Below are 16,508 nucleotides of genomic sequence, written 5' to 3'. Positions count from 1 at the left end.
TGTGGCAGGTTGTAACTTTCACCTGTTTTAGGGCCGTTTTCTGTCCCCCAAGAGTTGCAACCGGCATTGATTTTGCTCGCGATTTTCCCGCCCTCTCACGGCGGAAACAGGGGTTCGATTCCCCTACGGGCTGCCACCTAACGCAAACCAATAGTCGCCATTTCGGGCCCGGCTAACCGCATCTAAAAGCTTCCGTAGTTTCTGGTTCTTCAGACCAAACTTGGTCGCCGTCATGGACTTTCTTTGGTTGGCGTCGAAGCAAGTTCAGGACGTGCTGTCACGCACAGGCCACGCATCGGGAACGACCACCAGCTTTCCCTTGGGCAAGCCTTTTGTCTCGAGTTCGACGATTGCCGAGATCGCTTCCGACAGCGGCACGATTCGACCGATCGCAGGGATGAGTTTGCCTTGTTCGCATGCCTCGGTGACGTTCGTGAGCGATTCCAGGGTCGGATTGCCGAAGACCAGGTGATGCCGCGGCGAGAGCAGACTGCCGATCATCTTGGCCAATGTCGGGACGATATGCAGCGATTGGCCACCCTGCTTGAGCATCGCGCCACATTGCCTGAACGACAATTTTCCCGCCGTATCGAACACCACATCGAAGCGGTTCCGGTATCGCGCGAAGTCGAAGTCGTGATAATCGACAACCTCGCTCACGCCCAACGCCAGAGCTTCCTCGTGCCCGGCCGCGCTGCAACTGCCGGTGACCCTTGCCACGCGCAAGCGAGCGATCTGCACCGCGGCACGGCCAACGCCGCCCAGGCATCCAGCGATAAAGACCGATTGGCCCGCTCTCACTTGCGCCCGCTGCACCATTCCGGTCCATGCGGTCACGGCAACCAACGTCAACGCAGCCGCCTGCTCGAACGAAATCGACGGCGCCTTGAGGACGGTGTTCTTCTCCTCTGCAATCACCGATTCCGCGAAGGCGCCGGCTGCGGGAATCGTGGCGACGCCAACGACCGCGTCGCCCACCTCTAGCCGAACGGTGCCTGGCCCAACGGCATCGACAATCCCGGCGAAGTCATGGCCAAGACCGCGCGGAAACCTAGACCCGGAAAGCATCTTCATTTCGCCGCGCCGAATCTTCCAATCCATCGGGTTGGCTGCCGCAGCCCTGACCTGCACGCGTACCTGGCCGGCCCCGGGCTCCGGCCGGGCTACATCATCAAGCTGCAGTTCCTCGGGGCCGCCAAAGCGATGATATTGAACGCGCTTCATGAGACTAGCTCGGTTCACAATGTTGCGTCATGGGCGCAAGTCGATAGAACCGTGCTGTCATCGTCCGCTCCACCATAGCCAGACGAAAGCAGCCGACAGCACCGCCTCGCTTACGACCGAGCGGAAGATTCCGCTGCTGGCTCGTCGCGACAGGAATTCGAATAGCCCCAGGGAGGCGAGAACTGCGACCGCGCCGGCCATGACGAGGCAAACAGCCGAGCGGAAATCCGAGGGGGCCGCATTGCGTCCCAAGAAGAAGATCAGGGCAAGGCCGAGATAGATCACGCCGAGCCGGCGAAAGAGAATAAGCGCGCCAGCAGTCCCTTCGATGCCCCACTCCTTGAGTACGCCCCCGCCAGCGAAGATGAAGCGGAGCCCCAGAAGGCAAGCGGCAGCCGCCGTGATGTACGCCATTATCTGAAAGGGCATTGTAGATCTTCCCAATGAGGGACCGGGGCGACCCGCCGGGCTTATTCGGCGCCGATCATGGACGATTGATTCCGGACGATCTATGCGTCATCATCCAATTTTCCTTGGAGATCGTCCAGACATGGATCCGCTATCCGATGTCCTCGCGCTGCTGGAGCCGAGAAGCTACCGCGTCGGTGGCTTTGAGGCGGGCGGCGACTGGTCGATCGGTTTCGACGCCTATGACCGGGGGATCAAATGCTACGCCTTGACCGCAGGCAGGTGCTGGATCACGGTCGAAGGCGCAGGCCCGCCTGTGCTACTCGAGGAAGGCGACTGTTTCTTGTTGCCGCACGGTTTGCCGTTTCAAATCGCAAGCGATCCGAACCTGCCGGCTGAGGATTACCGACCTCATTTCGTAGGCTCCCCCGAAGGTATGGTCGTCAAGTTGAACGGCGGCGGCGGAGTGACGGTGCTCGGCAGCCATTTCCAGTTCGCGGGGCCCCATGCGGAGATGTTGCTGGGGCTACTGCCGCCGATCGTCCACCTGCAAAGCGAGGCTGATCGCGTGACGCTGCGCTGGGCCTTTGATCGGATGCGACAGGAACTGGCCGTTGCCCAGCCGGGAAGCGTCCTGATCGCACAGCATCTGGCCCATATGATCTTTGTTTTGGCGCTGCGTCTTCATCTGGGCGAAGGCAAGGACGTCGGGTGGTTTTCCGCGCTCTCCGACAGGCGCGTCGGGGCGGCGATTGCCGCGATCCATCGAGAACCGGCGCGGCGTTGGACAGTGCAATCACTTGCCGCAGACGTCGGGATGTCGCGATCCAGTTTTGCGGCACGATTCAAGCAATTGGTGGGCGAAGGACCGATCGAATATCTCACCCGTTGGCGGATGCTGCTCGCCGGACGCAGCCTGTCGCGCGGCGACGCGATCGGTGCAGTCGCCCGCTCGCTCGGGTATGAATCGGAAAGCGCATTCAGCACCGCCTATAAGCGCGTCATGGGCAATACACCCCGCCGACACGCGCGCCTTGCGGCCGCTGGGGGCCGGAGCTGAGCAAAGCGCCCAGTAGCTTGTCCACTACGCTCGCCAATTTGTGAACCGCGCGACGGGCAGATGACCGTAAGCGTTTCTCTTAACCTGCCGGTCTCCTAGCGGCCTCAAAGCAGCCATTCGTTCGAACAGCCACGAAGTTCGGCTCATTCGCCGCCTCCCTTCCGAAGTGCAACACCCCGAACGTTCGTGATTTGTCATGCCTAAACACAAAGGGCACTGACCGAAGCCAGTGCCCCCCTGCTCAAGCTTACTCAAGCGTACAAGACTGCGGCGGTCTAGTTATCCACGCAGGTCTGGGTGTCTTCGTCCCAGGTCTGGCCGTCCGCGCAATCGTCGGGGCCTGCGAACGCGGCAGAGGCGAACGGCAGCGACATGCCGAGTGCAATGAGAAACGCAAAGACTGTCTTCATTATTGTCTGTCCTAGACTAGGTGCGCCGGAAACCGGCCGAGGAGAGTCGTATGTCGCCTCGGTGGCAAGCGCGCGACTTAACGGCGACGAACGCGCGGCTCTTTGCGGCTGGAATTTGGGCGTCGTGGAAAAAAAATTCTAAGGCCGGATCGGGACTGCTGGTTGAGCTGTGTGCCGCCCCCGCCTCCGTGCGCAGCACAAAGGCGGGACCGGTTCATGACGCAATGTCACCCATCGCGGGGGACTGACGGAGCCGGAGGAGGGGGTCCTCAAGGCTCCTTCCCGAAGGACGTTCCCGTCCTAGACCAAACCGACCATGCTCGCGTGCAGGGCCGCCAGTTTCGGGCCCAGAGGCGAGTGCATCGCCGTGGCGATCAGCACGAAGGCCCCGGCTGCGATGAGTCTCATTGTCATGCGAGAGGGCAAATACATGGGGGGTATCCTTCTCTTGCAAACATTGAGGGTGTCGGGAATCGACACCGTGTAGACTAAACGCGGGACGCGTCGTTTTGGATTACAATTCGTACACCTGAATTCACGCCTCGGTGAGTTGAAACTTGGCGGACCTGAGGCGCCGTAACCCAATTTTCCTTTCTGGTTTGCATGCTTGCGCGGTTCGCAATAGGCATAGCGCGTGGCCTGGCTAACAGCCGGGGCCTCAACGACGAACCCTTGCCGACCAACCGAAGGAACGGGCCGACACGTTGCCGGACACCTCTATGAAGCTCTGGGAGCAGGCGCTCATCGCTCTGTCCATCCTGGCCGTGGGATTTCTGCTGATCGACCCGTTCATGCTGGAACGGGCCGAGGCCATGTCGCCGGCCGCGCGCGACTTCTTCCGCGCGATCACCGATATCGGGCGCTCCAACTGGATGCTGATCCCGACCGCGACCATTATCGCTTTCGCGGTCCTGCTTCGGCGCAACCACGTCGGGTTCCGAAACGCGGCCGGCTACGGGCTCATCATCCAGGCGGCGAGCTTCGCCTTTGTCAGCATCGGTGGGGCAGGGCTTATCGCATCGCTGTGCAAGAACATTCTCGGCCGAGCGCGGCCCAAGTTCTACGAGGAGCTGGGCCACTTCCATTTCAACTTCTTCGCCTTCGACGCCGACCATGCGTCGCTGCCGTCGGGCCATTCCACGTCGATCTTCGCGTTCGCGACCGTGGTGGCGATCCTCATTCCGCGGGCCCGTGTCTTCGTCTACTCGATCGCCGTTTGGGTCGCGTTCAGCCGGGTCCTGATCGGGGTGCACTACTTCACCGACGCCGTGCTTGGCGCGATCCTCGGGACGGTGTTTCCTTACCTTGTCCGCGACCGGTTCGCGGCCCGGCGTTGGCTGTTCGAATACGCGCCCGGCGGCGGCTACCGCTTGCGGGGCTTGCGCACTCAGGCGTGGCTCGGCTGGCCGGCAGGCTTGCGCTCGTCTTATGACACGGCGGACCAACCGGCGCAGGATCCATCTGCAAAGCAAGGGTGAGTGCCCCCGCTCGCGCACGCTGCCGTTGATCCAACCGCCTTTCGTTCCTATCTGCATGCTTTCGCCGAAAGGCGTCGCCTTCGCCCTGCTGGGGGCTCGAGGGTCCGTTGAGACACAAGGAGTAGGATACGGCATGTTCAAAAGTCTGACGCGTAGCCTCGCCATGTTGGTAGTTATCGGCGCGATGGTGCTTCCGACGGTCGCGTTGGCGGTACTGCCGAGCCGAGAGGATATCGCCGAGATGCAATCCCGGCTCGAGTTGACGCCGGAACAGATCGAGGCAATTGCCCCGATTCTGGAGAACTCGATGTCGGTCCGTAACTCAACCTTCGACAAATACGGCGTCAACTTCGAGACCTGCGATCGGCCCGGCGCCCTCGGCCTCATTCGGCTCAACAAGGACATGAACCGGATCAATGCGAATACGCGTTCGCGCCTCGCCGAGATTCTCACCCCGCCGCAACTCCGTGAGTACGACAAGATCGTCGCCGAGCAGACGGCTATCGTGAAGCAGCAGATCATGTGCTGATTCCGGACTTGCCTCCTGCAGCACCGATGCTCGGGTCGGACGCGCTCTGCATCTGCGTGGCAAGCCGCGCCCGCTCTGCCCGCAAGGCTCCCAAAATCTCGATGTGGTTGTTCGGGTCATAGGACCAGTGGCCGGCACTGCCGGCGCGGGCCGAGTTGCGGGCCAGGCGCGTGAGCCCGGCGATCAGGGCACGGGTCCCCTTCACAGAGAAATCCACAAGGTCTTGCGGCGCCGTGCCGAGGATCTTAGGCAGGTGCCGCCTGCGATCGTACCGCGCCGCGGCGTTGGCAATCGCGCGGTCGCGGTAGGACGTGCCGGCGCGTTCGCAGGCCGCGAGACGAGCCGGGCTTGGGCCATGCATTGGCATAAGTCACTCCGCACCGCATCGTGCCCCTCCCAGACCCTCCGGCGCCCGCCGATAGGATAAGCACGTGCGTGGGCAGGCGGAGTGAGCGCGGATAAGTACGCGCCGCCAAGCCGCTGCGCTGCTACGCGAAGATCAGTGTAATGACGATGCCGAGGGCGAGGACGGCAAGCGACACGCCGCCCATGACCCAGACCGGCGGGCTGGGCTTGTGAAGGGCTGACCCGCTCTCGGCCGCCTTCATCTTGTCGGCCATGCTCATGCGGGCCATCTTGCTGTCCGCTCCCGCATCCTTGGGCATGTCCATGCCCTTCATCGCGCCGGAATCGGCACCGGATCCTGCGGGTCGTACGGTCAGCATGCCGTGCTTCAGGTGATGAGCCACGAGCCAGTAGTTCATGGGGTAGGCGACCAGAGCTCCGACCATGAGCGCCAGAGACATGCGGAACCAGAAAAGGGCCTGCGTCGGGTCGTGGGCGTCGGGGTTGCCTTGGAAAGCGAGGGCTGAAACCGGCAGCATGCCGCCCATCAGGCAGTTCATCGACAAAAACTCGGAGGTGAACGTGCCCTTCAGGGCCTTCCAATAGGTGCCGAACATCTCGCCCATGAACAGCGCCTGAAAGATGGTCCAGCCGAAGGCAAAACCGAGCAGATATTCCAGCGCGAAATCCACCATCAGAGGAAGTGCGACGAGAGCGCCGATGACCGCACCTACCAGGATGCCGACGCCATCGCCGGCGGCGCAATGCATGGTCGAGCCGAGCGCCTGGCGCCAGCGTGCCGTCACGTAGCGCTCATGCAGTCCGGGCAAGGGCTCACGGCAGCCCAGGACATAGAGGAATGCGCCGAACGGCCCCGAATAGGCGGTGAAGAGGATGAATGCCCATTTCATGACGGGGTTTTCAGGCGTCGACCGGATGTCGACCGCCACGAAGATCACCGAAAGCGCTGTCAGGATGAACCATAACAGCACGACCCCATCGATCAGCATACGCCCCCCTTGTCAGTTCCACCCTAGTACTCCGGGAACCGCCGTTCTAGCTGACACGCATGATGCTCGTCAGTGACCCACTGGAAACTTGCAGCAAGTGCGCAATATTTAGGCAATTCCGGCGCGCATCTGGCGTAGGCTTTGCCATTTTTCCCATCGCTGTTGCTTCCATGCTCTAGGGTTTGGTCGTTGATCGCGTTAGGCTCGTGACACTCTTGCGAATCAGTTTTTTGCGGTGCAGCATTTGTCCGGAAGGTCGGCGGCGAGGCGAAAGCCTTGAAAATCCGGCACTTCCAACCGGGTCGTAGGGACTTCGAAATGCATGTAAATCCGCTGATTTTGGGCATTCTGACGCAGGCTGCCCGACATGGTCCAAACTAGCACGGGTCTTGCGAAGACCTCTGCAAGCTTGTGAAGTCAAGCGGGTCGATGGTGCGATGCAACATCGGTAGGCCATGCGGATAGAAGAGTTCCAACCGGTCTAGTTGAGTTTCGGGAGGTACAGGTCCAAACGGACCCTGAGGAGTGGCGTTGGTGCAACCTTCGATGAGGGGGCCAAATGCCTACGAAACGAACTCAAGTCAGCACGGCTGCCCTGGGCCAAGAGGTTCAGGCTGTAAGACAGCCGCCCACGGCGCCACCACAGACAATCGATGCGGCCATGCGGCTGTCAAAGGTGTGGTCTGCCGCAGTAATCCACATGCTGTCCGCCTGCCTTCAAAGGCTGCGCACAATAGAGGGTGTCGAATGGGCCGTTAGGGCCACGCTGCCCTTTGTGCCAGCGCCGCGCCTCGTGCCAGTCGCGCGTTTGGAGGCACGCTCATCCGAACATCTATTGCTCGCCGCGTCGGCGGGCCAGCCGGCCCCGTTGGCGGGCCACTCTCAGACGTGGGGAGCATAGATCATGCCCGTACCAATGCCATCAGCAGTCGTTCTGATCGTCTGCAAGACCGTCATGCTTCCAGCCGACCAGCATGACGTAAACTCCAAGTGGACCGGCTACGAAAACCGTACCTGGGCAATCGAGAACTCGATGATGCAGTGCCGGCGTCAGGAGGTCCAACTGTACGACCAGTCCGAAGCCATGGGCGCGGCGGCCCAGCCCTTCAACCAGCAGCGCTGCCAGAGAGCGAGCCTCATGCTTGGTGTCGAATGGGATCAAGCCCATAAGAGCTCCAGCTACCGCTTCTGGCGCGTCGCTTGCCCGGTGCCGATCGTCGACACCCGGACCGGTGAAGTGATCGCCTGGAAGATGCCGGAATGCGGGCATCGTGATACTGTGATCTGCGAGGTCGATACCGCGATCTAACGCGGACCAGCCTCGATCTCACGGACGCTAGAGTTCGCCCTCCGGTCGGAGGGCGGCCGAGGCGTGGGAGGATCCTGGCGATGCCAACTTGGGCGAAAATCTCTGCAGGGCTTGTGCTTGCGCTCATCTTGCTGGGATTTGCGGCTCTGAAAGCCACGTCCAACAAGTTCGGCCCGCTCGTGCAGTCGCAGGGTACGACCTATTACGGCGGGGACGGTCCGAAAATCGCGACTGTTCCGTGCAAGACCGAAAGCGACATCCGCGCGGCTATCGCGCGGGTGCACGCGACTTTCGACCATTATGGAGGCGCAAGCCTGGAGGCCTTCGAGAAGCGGGCCGCGCTCGAAAAAGGGCTGCCGCCGCTGCGCATCGACACGCTCTACGTCATCACCGAGGACGATAAGATGAGGGACGGGAAGTCCGTTCTCTTCATTGGTCTGAAGGCCGATTGCGTGAGCACGGTCTTCAGTTTTCCGGCGCGGCTCTACCAAGAACTGGCGGCAGGGCGCGCTGGCGGCGTTTGATCTCGTGAGCGCAACAATTCCCGAGGGCCAAGTCGTTTACGCGATCGGCGACATCCATGGCCGCTCCGATCTCCTGACGCAACTGCTGGCGTCGATCGCGAACGATGCCGCAGCCGCCGGTCGCGCGGCAAAGACGCTGGTATTTCTCGGCGACTATGTTGACCGGGGGCCGGACAGCCGCGGTGTGATCGAACGCTTGACCACAGCCCTGCCGCTTGGCTTCGCTACGCACTTTCTCAAGGGCAACCACGAACAGTTCCTGCTCGACTTTCTCGACGACCCATTGTGGCTCGACGGGTGGCTTCGCAATGGCGGTGAGCAGACCTTGCGCTCGTACGGTGTCGACGTCGACGGGCTCCAAGACCGCCGCACACCGGCCACGGCATGGCGGGAGGCCTTCCTGGAGGCACTACCGGAGGCCCATCTCCAATTCCTGGGGGGACTCGCGCTGAAATGTGTCGTCGGCGACTATGTGTTTGTCCATGCGGGACTGCGCCCTGGAGTGCCGCTCAATCAACAAGTGGCAGAGGATCTCCTCTGGATTCGGCATGAGTTTCTGGATTGCCAGGAGCCGTTCGAGAAGATCGTGGTGCATGGACACACGCCCGAGCGCGTGCCTGTGGTTCGGCCGAACAGAATCGGGATCGATACGGGTGCTGTCTTTTCGGACTGTCTGACGGCGCTGCGGCTCGAGAATGGGACGCGGACATTTTTGCATACGGCGCCCTAGGCCGCACTTCGGGCGGATACGCTAGCCGCGCTTCTCCGGGCTGTCCGCCACAAGGCCGCGCAGCCGGCTGGTCAGGCTCCCACCGGATTTCTGACCCTGCCGTTTGGCGCGCCGCGCCGCAAAGCGCCTGGAGAGGCCTTGCGCCTCGTCCTCTTCCTCGCCGGCTGTCACTTCTTCGGCCTCGCCGTGCTCGTCTTCGCCGATGTCCTCGTCCGCGTCGCCTTCGTCGTCGCTCTGGGACGCGTAGTGGCCTTGGATTTCGTAGGTCTCGTAGTCTTCTTCGGCCTCGTACTCATCGTCACCGCGGAAGAGTTCGGCGGCGTAGTCCCGTTCCTCCTGAACGGGCTCGGCCGGCTGGGCCTCCTCGGCGTAATAGGCAGTCTCGGCGTCGCCTTCGGCTACTTCGGCCTGTTGGCCGGCTTCGACGTATTGGCCGGGTTCGGCCGCATAGGTCTCTTCGGACGCGTAGGGCTCCGCGGCTTGCTCTTCCACGTAGGGAGCCTGTTGGTCGGGGCTTTCCGCGTGAGCCGTTTCTACGAACGCCGCGGCGGGTTCCGCCGCGCCGTTTCCGGCATAGGCGACGGGCTCGGGCATCGCGACAGTTTCGTCTTCACCCGCCATCTCGGGTTCGGTCTCTTCTTCCGGTTCGCGCTGAACCGCAGCTTGCGCGGCTGCCGCGCTCTGCCAGGCCGGCGGTTGTGTCCGAGCCGCGTCGAGAATTTGCGAGGCGAGGTGGTTTAGCTCACGGCGCAGGAAGGCGATCTCCTCGCTGCTCGTCCGGACGCGCTCAAGTTCCTCTTTGGCCCTGGACAGCTCGGCGGCGAGGCGCTGACTCTCCGCCACGGCTCGGGCGTCGTTCTTGGAGGAGCCGCGGCCTGCCGCGCTGCCGCTTTCGAGCGACATGCGCAGTTGGTCGATATCGGCGCGCTGGTTGTGGACGGTCGCGCGGGCGATCTTCAGGGCATCGGACTGGGAGGCGACGGTGGTCCGAAGCTCCGCATTCACCGTTTCCAGATCCGACAATGCCTTCTTGGCCGCCTTGAGCCGGGCGTCGAGATCGGGCAGGCGCCGTTTAATGGTCTGTTGCAGGACGCGATTGGCGTTCTCGGCCTCGTGCAGTTCGGCCCGTGCGGCCTCCAGGTTGCCGTTGAGTTTCTGTATCTCGACCCGGCGCTTGTTGGCTTCGATCAGTTCGCGTGCGGCCTTTTCCTTAGACTTTTCGAGGGCCACCTCCACCTTGCGCAGCTGGATCGCGAAGTCCGCGCGAATCTGGTCCTTGTCGGCCTGAATTTCGGCGAGAGTCATCGGCATGGTGGCTTCGAGCCGACGCGTGGTGAGCTTGACGGCGCGGTTCCACAAAGGGGGCGCAAGCATGAGGCCGAGGAGGCATCCCAAAAAGAAGCCCAACGCCCCGAACATGAACCATTCGATCATCAAGGCCTTTGATTCCTTGAACTGGAGCCACGCATGCGCTCCGAACAGGCGTTGCAGCGAAACGCCCTATCTGCCCCTCGTGCCGCCGCCGGCGTGTCGCGCCGCGCTCTTAGCGAAGGCCAAAAGCAATCCGCCCATGGCAGAAGTCATGGCACAAGCCTCGCGCGCCCGATGCTCCGAGACCCGCGAGACCAACGCTACAGCTTCATTAGCGCCAAATTAGAACGGATTCCAGGTCGGCTGGCGAGTATACTTCAAGTAGCCGACATTTGCGCCAAGTCTGAGGCCGACCCCGGAGCGTATGGGGGCAACGACGACGTCGTCCCGGGCCAGATAGGTGACGCCGACGCCGCCGACCAGATAGGCGGAGCCGTCGATCCCGGCGAATCTGTTGTAGATCTGGTTGGGATTATTGAGATTGTAGACCAAAACCATTGTCTTGGAGCCTTCGGCGCCGAAATCGTAACCTACTGACGGCCCCTGCCAGAACACGCGGTACTGACCACCGTCCGGCGTGTGAAGCGTTCCTTCGCCGTAGCGCAGGCCGGCTACAAACGCGCCGCCCGCTTCTTCGCCGATGATGTAGCCGTTGGGCCGTCCGGACTTCTGAAATGTGTATTCGACGGCGCTTGCGAAGCCCGACGAGACCTTTCCGAAAAAGCGGTGGCCCGCCCCCTTGATCTCTTCGGCCGAGAACCCGTCGGCGCCATCCAACCTCTCGGAGGCGTAGCCGCTGGCCGCGACATAGGTCTGGCCGGATTGGTTGGGCTGCTGCTGGTAGTTCGGCGGGGCGGCGTTGGGATCGTAGCCCCCGACAGCCGGGGCGGCTGCGTTGTTGGAGACAGGCTCCGGTACGTAGGACTTCGTCGGCTGGTACGTGCTGTTCACGGGTGCGTTCGGGACCGGCATGGAGCCGGCCGATGCGCCGTAGGCGGCATTCTGCGCCAGTGATTCCGGTGCCAGAACAGAGATTGCAAGGATCGCCGAGAAAGCGGCGATCGCGATGCTGGTAATACGCATGACTAATGCCCCCGGACGCGGGCGCCGGCGTTGCCGCCGGGCACTTAAGAGGCAAATGCCTCAACCGCTATTGTTGACCGAAAGCGTTACCAAACGGTGGAAGGCTTACCGGGGCGTTAAAACGGTGCGGCCCCAGGCGACGAAGCTCCCGTTTTTCAGTCCGGCGTCCGATTTGCCGTAGGCGAAGCGCGCCCCACTCGTGTCCACGACATGGCCGCCGGCCGCCTCCAGAACCGCTTGCCCGGCCGCCGTATCCCATTCCATGGTAGGGGCGAGGCGCGGATAAAGGTCGGCATTGCCGCGGGCGATCTCCAGGAACTTCACGGACGATCCGGCGCCGGAGCGATCCGCGACAGAGAACCCTTCCAAGAACTCCTCGGTCTTTGCGTCCAAGTGGGACAGGCTGACCAGGGCTGTGACGGCCTCGGGATCCGCGGCTCTTGCGTGCAGGCGTTTCTGGGTCAGCACGCTCAGGTCGGCGCCCGCCGCGCTCGGCGGCATCGACGCTTCGATGGCGACTCCGTCGGCGACCGTGACGGCAAGAAGCCCGCGCGCGGGTGCGTACACGAGGCCGAAGCATGGGAAACCGTCCTCTATCAGGCCGACATTGACGGTGAAGTCAGAGCGCTTTTTGATGAACTCCTTGGTGCCGTCCAGCGGGTCGACGAGAAAGAAGAGTCGCCCCAGGGGTGCCTTACGGTCCGTAGCCGTTTCCTCGGACACGACGGGGATGGAAGGCGCGAAATCGCGGAGAGCAGCCTCGAGAATGTCATTGGCGTCCCGGTCCGCCTGAGTCACGGGCGAGTTGTCTTCCTTACAGTCAATCCCCTCGGTCGCACCGTAGTGGGTCATGATCGCGGCCCCAGCCTTCGCTGCCGCGTCGGTTAGAACCTGTGCGGCGGTGGGAAGATCGAAGACGGTCGCTGGCTCGGCATGAGCCGCTGTTGTGTGTCTTGGTGCTGACAAGGCAAGATGCTCCAAAGGGCTGTGATTCGGGCTGTGCGCGCGTTCCAGATGATTGCGCCCTTCGTGTAACAGAAATTCGTGGCTAGGCCATGATAACTCCGCAGTGCATCTGCGGACGCGACAAGGAGAATGCCATGTCGGAGCCGATCGCGCTCGGCGATCTCGATCTTGCGGCGCTGGTTTCCAGCCGTATTTGCCACGACATCATCAATCCGGTGTCCGCCATTTCCAACGGTTTGGAGATGTTGGCCGAGGAACCGGACGAGGAGATGCGCACGGCGGCGATGGATCTGATCCTAAAGAGCGCAACGCAGGCCTCCGCCAAGCTTCAGTTTGCCCGGATTGCATTCGGGGCGGCGGGATCGGCCGGTGCGGAGATCGACACGCGCGATGCGGAGAAGGTGGCGCAGGCGTTCGTTCAGACCAGCGAGAAGCACGATCTCGTTTGGGAGGGCCCCGCGCTTATTCTTCCCAAAAACAAGGTCAAGCTGTTGCTCAACCTGGTTGGGCTCGGCGTTGTGGCGCTGCCGCGCGGTGGGACGGTCCAAGCTGTCATTGCCGGCGACGGCGCGGATGTGTCGTTCACGGTGACAGCCACGGGCAAGGCCGCGCGTCTTAGCGACCAGGTTGTCGCGCTACTCGCCGGCGATGCCGGAGGCGAGGTCGATGCCCATTCGATCCAGCCATACTATGCAGCGCGGGTAGCGCAGGCATCCGGCATGACCGTGACCACAACGGCCGGCGAAGACGAAGTCCTGCTTCAGGCGCGATAAGACCTCCAGAACGGGTTTCCGGACCGCCGTCAATCGCGACGTGTGGGCGGTCATATGCGCCGTCAACGGACCGTAAACCAGGAATCGCGGACAATCCGCTTAGCAATTTGTGTGGTTTGGACAGCGTGAATCGTCGGCGATTCGCGTTGGGGTTGAGTCATGGACGATCTCCTGGGCGAGTTTCTGGTCGAGACAGGCGAGCAGCTTGAAGAGCTGGACTCTTGTCTCGTCCGCTTCGAAGCGGACCCGAACGACGCCGAGATGCTCAAGACGATCTTCCGCGTCGCCCACACGATCAAGGGCACGTGCGGTTTCTTCGATCTGCCGCGAATCGCCAAGCTCGCGCACGCGGTCGAAGCGCTCATGAGCCGGTATCGCGACGGTGCGCCCGTCTCGTCGGCCGGCGTTACGGTGGTTCTCGCCAGTCTCGAGCGGCTCAAGCAGATTCTTGCCGTGCTCGCCCGCGACAATGCCGAGCCCGAGGGGAATGACGACGATCTGATCCACGCGCTCACCGCGTTGGCAGAGAGCGATGTTGGGTCCGTCAATGTGGATGTCGGTCCAAACGAATCGCCCCCTTCGCCGGTCCACGACCGCCTTGATGCGCTGGAACGCGCCTGGCGGGAAGAATCGGTGCCCTCTGCGGCCGCTGATCCGGTGCAACCTCTCGATGCGTCCCAAGACGTAGACGCTGTCGCCGAGGCAAATCCCGAAGACCCGCCGAGTGCCGAGGTTCAACCGCAGGCGTTGCGTGTTCAGACCGTTCGGGTCGCCGTCGATACGCTGGAAACGCTGATGACAACCGTGAGCGAACTCGTGCTCGCTCGCAATCAGCTGATGGATCTCGCTACGCATTCGGAGGTGCCTGCCTTCGCGGCCCCCCTGCAACGGCTGTCTGCTGTCACGGTGGAACTTCAAGAGGCCGTCATGAAGGCGCGCCTGCAGCCCATCGCCAATGCGTTTCAGAAACTGCCGGTGATCGTGCGCACGCTTTCCACCGAACTCGGAAAGCCTATGGAGATCACGATGTCGGGCGGCGATACCGAACTCGACCGGCAGGTTCTCGAGGCGATCAAGGATCCGCTCATACACATGGTTCGCAATGCCGCGGATCATGGCCTTGAGAACCCGGAGGAACGTATTGAAGCCGGTAAGCCGGAAGTGGGCCGTATCACCCTCAAAGCATCGCAGCAACGTGGGAGCATCATCGTCGAAGTCTCCGACGATGGACGCGGGCTCGACGTCGGGGCCGTGAGGCGCAAGGCGGTTGCCAACGGATTGGCGACCATCGCCGAACTCGACGCGCTTCAAGACGATGAAATCTGCGATCTCATTTTCAGGCCCGGATTTTCCACCGCGGAATCGGTGAGCGAAATCTCCGGCCGCGGCGTCGGAATGGACGTGGTCCGCAGCAATATCGAGTCGATCGGCGGCACCGTTGCGCTCGCCTCGACGTCATCGAAGGGTACGACATTTGTCATCAGGATTCCGCTGACGCTTGCGATCATGTCGGCGCTTATCGTGGACGTGGCCGGTATGCGGTTCGCCATCCCGCAATTCAGCATCGCGGAACTGGTGCGTGTTGGGGATGCCGCGGCGCATCCCGTCGAGACGATCAACGGGGCAGCCGTCATTCACCTGCGCGATAGGCTGATCCCGCTGCTGGACTTTGCGGCGGTACTCGACCTACGCAGGCAGGACTGGCGCGACCTCAATGCCGCTGGGGGAACCGCAGTGATCTTGCACGTCGGCACACAGCGTTTCGGCATTATGGTCGACGCGGCTTCCCGGACCGAGGAGATCGTTGTGAAACCGGTTTGCCGACTGCTACGGCCGATCGGAATGTACTCCGGCGGCACTATCCTCGGCGACGGCAGTGTCATCATGATCGTCGATCCGAGAGCGTTGTCCGAGATCGTCGGACCGATGGAAGGCTTCGACGACGAAACGACTGCGGCAGAGCTGGTGGAGCAGGCCGGCAATCGTATGGCCATGCTCCTTTTCCGGGCCGGATCGCCGGGGCTCAAGGCTTTGCCTCTGTCGCTCATCACCCGACTGGAAGAGATTCCGACTAAGTCGATCGAGACGTGCGACACGCAACAGGTCATCCAGTATCGCGGAGGGCTTCTTCCGCTCGTTCGCCTCGACGATGCCGAAGCGCGAGACCATCCGGATATGCTGCCGGTGCTCGTGTTCTCCGAGGGCGCGCGCGCTGCGGGACTTGTGGTCGACGAGATCGTCGACATTGTCGAAGAGCCGTTGTCGATTGCCTTGCAGTCCGATGGTGATGGGATCGCGGGAAGCGCCATCGTGCGGGATCAGACGGTCGAGATCGTCGATGTCTCGCACTATCTCGGCCCGATGCTCCGGCAACAGGGGGCGGGACTTGTTCCGGATACGGACGGTGCGCCGCGTGTGTTGCTTGTCGACGACGGTCAGTTCTTTCGCGACATGCTCGCGCCCCTGCTTCGAGGTAGCGGCTATGCGGTCACGACGGTTTCATCCGGTCAGGAGGCGCTGGACCTCAAAGAGGCGGGTGTCCGGTTCGACATCGTTGTGAGCGATATCGAGATGCCGGGTATGGATGGACTCGAGCTCGCGCGCGCTATCAGAACGGATTCCGCTTGGAATTCGGTTCCGCTGATCGGGTTGTCGTCGCAGCAAAGTCCCCGGCTTTCCGAGGCCGGTCGCCTCGCGGGTTTCGATGTCCTGGTAGGCAAGTTCGATAGACGATCTCTGATGCAAGTTCTTGGGAACTGGCGTGAGTTCAGGGAGAAGGCCGCATGAGATCTGAACAGCAAGCCGACGCCCTTACGAACGGCTTGGTCACAGTCGAAGTCGCCGGTCAGTTCTTCGGCGTGCCGCTCTCGCGCGTCAAGCATGTCTTCGTGCCCGACCGGGTATCGCCCGTGCCGTTGGCGCCCCCCGAGGTCATGGGCCTACTGAACCTGCGCGGCCGGATCGTAACGGCGCTGGATTTGCGCACGAGACTCGGGCTGTCACTGCGGGTAGCCGGCGATCCCATGGTCGCACTCGGTGTCGAAAAGGGTGGTGAGATGTTCGGACTGATCGCGGACAAGGCGGGAGAGGCCATTTGGACCACGCAGTCCGGCATTGAACCGGCGCCCGCGAATCTCGATGAGCGCTGGGCTCGCCTGTGTGCCGGCGTGTACCGATTGAACGACGGGCTCCTGACACTGCTCGACGTCGATCGGCTTCTTGATCTCAACCACTGCGGAGTTGCTGCGTGAGGGCGCTGGGCCCCACATGCCTTTGAGGGGAAAGAAA

Annotated in this window: 17 protein-coding genes and 1 tRNA gene; 10 read left to right on the top strand and 8 right to left on the bottom strand. The window is 62.3% G+C overall.

What is annotated here, in order from left to right; translation table 11 throughout:
• The first annotated feature begins 30 nt into the window (after positions 1–30).
• Positions 31–136: transfer RNA gene (locus tag GL4_RS17585), tRNA-Ser, on the top strand.
• Between the two features lie 128 nt (positions 137–264).
• Here the strand turns inward: GL4_RS17585 and GL4_RS13785 are convergent.
• Together GL4_RS13785 and GL4_RS13780 are read right to left on the bottom strand one after the other, a co-directional pair.
• Positions 265–1,224 carry an NADP-dependent oxidoreductase gene (locus GL4_RS13785; protein ID WP_045368353.1) on the bottom strand — a complete coding sequence of 320 codons (960 nt, stop codon included), beginning with the start codon at positions 1,222–1,224 and terminating at the stop codon, positions 265–267.
• Positions 1,225–1,281: 57 nt separating this feature from the next.
• Complete coding sequence (locus tag GL4_RS13780; protein ID WP_156137616.1) at positions 1,282–1,653, bottom strand: hypothetical protein; 372 nt, start codon at positions 1,651–1,653, stop codon at positions 1,282–1,284.
• A 121-nt stretch (positions 1,654–1,774) separates the two neighbouring features.
• Between GL4_RS13780 and GL4_RS13775 the strand changes: the two genes are divergently transcribed.
• Complete coding sequence (locus GL4_RS13775; RefSeq protein WP_045368351.1) at positions 1,775–2,692, top strand: AraC family transcriptional regulator; 918 nt, start codon at positions 1,775–1,777, stop codon at positions 2,690–2,692.
• A 275-nt stretch (positions 2,693–2,967) separates the two neighbouring features.
• Here the strand turns inward: GL4_RS13775 and GL4_RS18120 are convergent, their stop codons facing one another.
• A complete protein-coding gene (locus GL4_RS18120) occupies positions 2,968–3,102 on the bottom strand; it encodes a hypothetical protein (RefSeq protein ID WP_280136138.1) in 135 nt (44 codons plus the stop codon).
• Positions 3,103–3,821: 719 nt separating this feature from the next.
• Between GL4_RS18120 and GL4_RS13770 the strand changes: the two genes are divergently transcribed.
• Positions 3,822–4,580, top strand: a complete 759-nt coding sequence (locus tag GL4_RS13770; RefSeq protein WP_045368350.1) for a phosphatase PAP2 family protein — start codon at positions 3,822–3,824, stop codon at positions 4,578–4,580.
• Positions 4,581–4,713: 133 nt separating this feature from the next.
• The gene (locus GL4_RS13765) at positions 4,714–5,109 is read left to right on the top strand and encodes a hypothetical protein (RefSeq protein WP_045368348.1); all 396 of its coding nucleotides are present in this window, start codon (positions 4,714–4,716) and stop codon (positions 5,107–5,109) included.
• On the opposite strand, the gene GL4_RS17580 is transcribed toward GL4_RS13765, so the two are convergent.
• Positions 5,099–5,476, bottom strand: a complete 378-nt coding sequence (locus tag GL4_RS17580; RefSeq protein ID WP_172653357.1) for a DUF6477 family protein — start codon at positions 5,474–5,476, stop codon at positions 5,099–5,101. The two genes, GL4_RS13765 and GL4_RS17580, sit on opposite strands and share 11 nt — an antisense overlap.
• Positions 5,477–5,597: 121 nt before the next feature.
• Complete coding sequence (locus tag GL4_RS13755) at positions 5,598–6,464, bottom strand: DUF4396 domain-containing protein (protein WP_052464566.1); 867 nt, start codon at positions 6,462–6,464, stop codon at positions 5,598–5,600.
• A 916-nt stretch (positions 6,465–7,380) separates the two neighbouring features.
• On the opposite strand from GL4_RS13755, the gene GL4_RS13750 reads away from it, so the two are divergent.
• From GL4_RS13750 to GL4_RS13740, 3 genes are all read left to right on the top strand, one after another.
• Positions 7,381–7,773, top strand: coding sequence for a hypothetical protein (locus GL4_RS13750; protein ID WP_045368345.1), 393 nt, complete (start codon positions 7,381–7,383; stop codon positions 7,771–7,773).
• 80 nt (positions 7,774–7,853) lie between these two features.
• Positions 7,854–8,297, top strand: a complete 444-nt coding sequence (locus GL4_RS13745; protein WP_156137614.1) for a hypothetical protein — start codon at positions 7,854–7,856, stop codon at positions 8,295–8,297.
• Positions 8,298–8,301: 4 nt separating this feature from the next.
• Positions 8,302–9,027: a metallophosphoesterase family protein gene (locus GL4_RS13740; protein ID WP_197539043.1), complete on the top strand. Its 726-nt coding sequence runs from the start codon at positions 8,302–8,304 to the stop codon at positions 9,025–9,027.
• 21 nt (positions 9,028–9,048) lie between these two features.
• On the opposite strand, the gene GL4_RS13735 is transcribed toward GL4_RS13740, so the two are convergent.
• The 3 genes from GL4_RS13735 to cysQ form a co-directional block, all read right to left on the bottom strand.
• The gene (locus GL4_RS13735) at positions 9,049–10,464 is read right to left on the bottom strand and encodes a hypothetical protein (protein ID WP_156137612.1); all 1,416 of its coding nucleotides are present in this window, start codon (positions 10,462–10,464) and stop codon (positions 9,049–9,051) included.
• A gap of 216 nt (positions 10,465–10,680) precedes the next feature.
• Complete coding sequence (locus tag GL4_RS16920; RefSeq protein WP_052464564.1) at positions 10,681–11,481, bottom strand: DUF1134 domain-containing protein; 801 nt, start codon at positions 11,479–11,481, stop codon at positions 10,681–10,683.
• Positions 11,482–11,586: 105 nt separating this feature from the next.
• Positions 11,587–12,447 carry a 3'(2'),5'-bisphosphate nucleotidase CysQ gene (gene cysQ, locus GL4_RS13725; protein WP_156137611.1) on the bottom strand — a complete coding sequence of 287 codons (861 nt, stop codon included), beginning with the start codon at positions 12,445–12,447 and terminating at the stop codon, positions 11,587–11,589.
• 134 nt (positions 12,448–12,581) lie between these two features.
• Between cysQ and chpT the strand changes: the two genes are divergently transcribed.
• The 3 genes from chpT (at position 12,582) to GL4_RS13710 (ending at position 16,471) form a co-directional block, all read left to right on the top strand.
• Positions 12,582–13,220 carry a histidine phosphotransferase ChpT gene (chpT, locus tag GL4_RS13720; protein ID WP_045370193.1) on the top strand — a complete coding sequence of 213 codons (639 nt, stop codon included), beginning with the start codon at positions 12,582–12,584 and terminating at the stop codon, positions 13,218–13,220.
• Positions 13,221–13,379: 159 nt separating this feature from the next.
• A complete protein-coding gene (locus GL4_RS13715; RefSeq protein WP_045368341.1) occupies positions 13,380–16,007 on the top strand; it encodes a hybrid sensor histidine kinase/response regulator in 2,628 nt (875 codons plus the stop codon).
• Entirely contained in the window at positions 16,004–16,471 is a 468-nt protein-coding gene (locus GL4_RS13710) for a chemotaxis protein CheW (protein WP_045368339.1), read from the top strand. The genes GL4_RS13715 and GL4_RS13710 overlap by 4 nt, the downstream gene beginning before the upstream one ends.
• Positions 16,472–16,508 lie beyond the last annotated feature (37 nt).

The organism is Methyloceanibacter caenitepidi, assembly GCF_000828475.1.
Classification (GTDB): domain Bacteria; phylum Pseudomonadota; class Alphaproteobacteria; order Rhizobiales; family Methyloligellaceae; genus Methyloceanibacter; species Methyloceanibacter caenitepidi.
The sequence above is the reverse complement of the archived record's forward strand: the minus strand, read 5'-3'. Positions and strand labels throughout refer to the sequence as shown.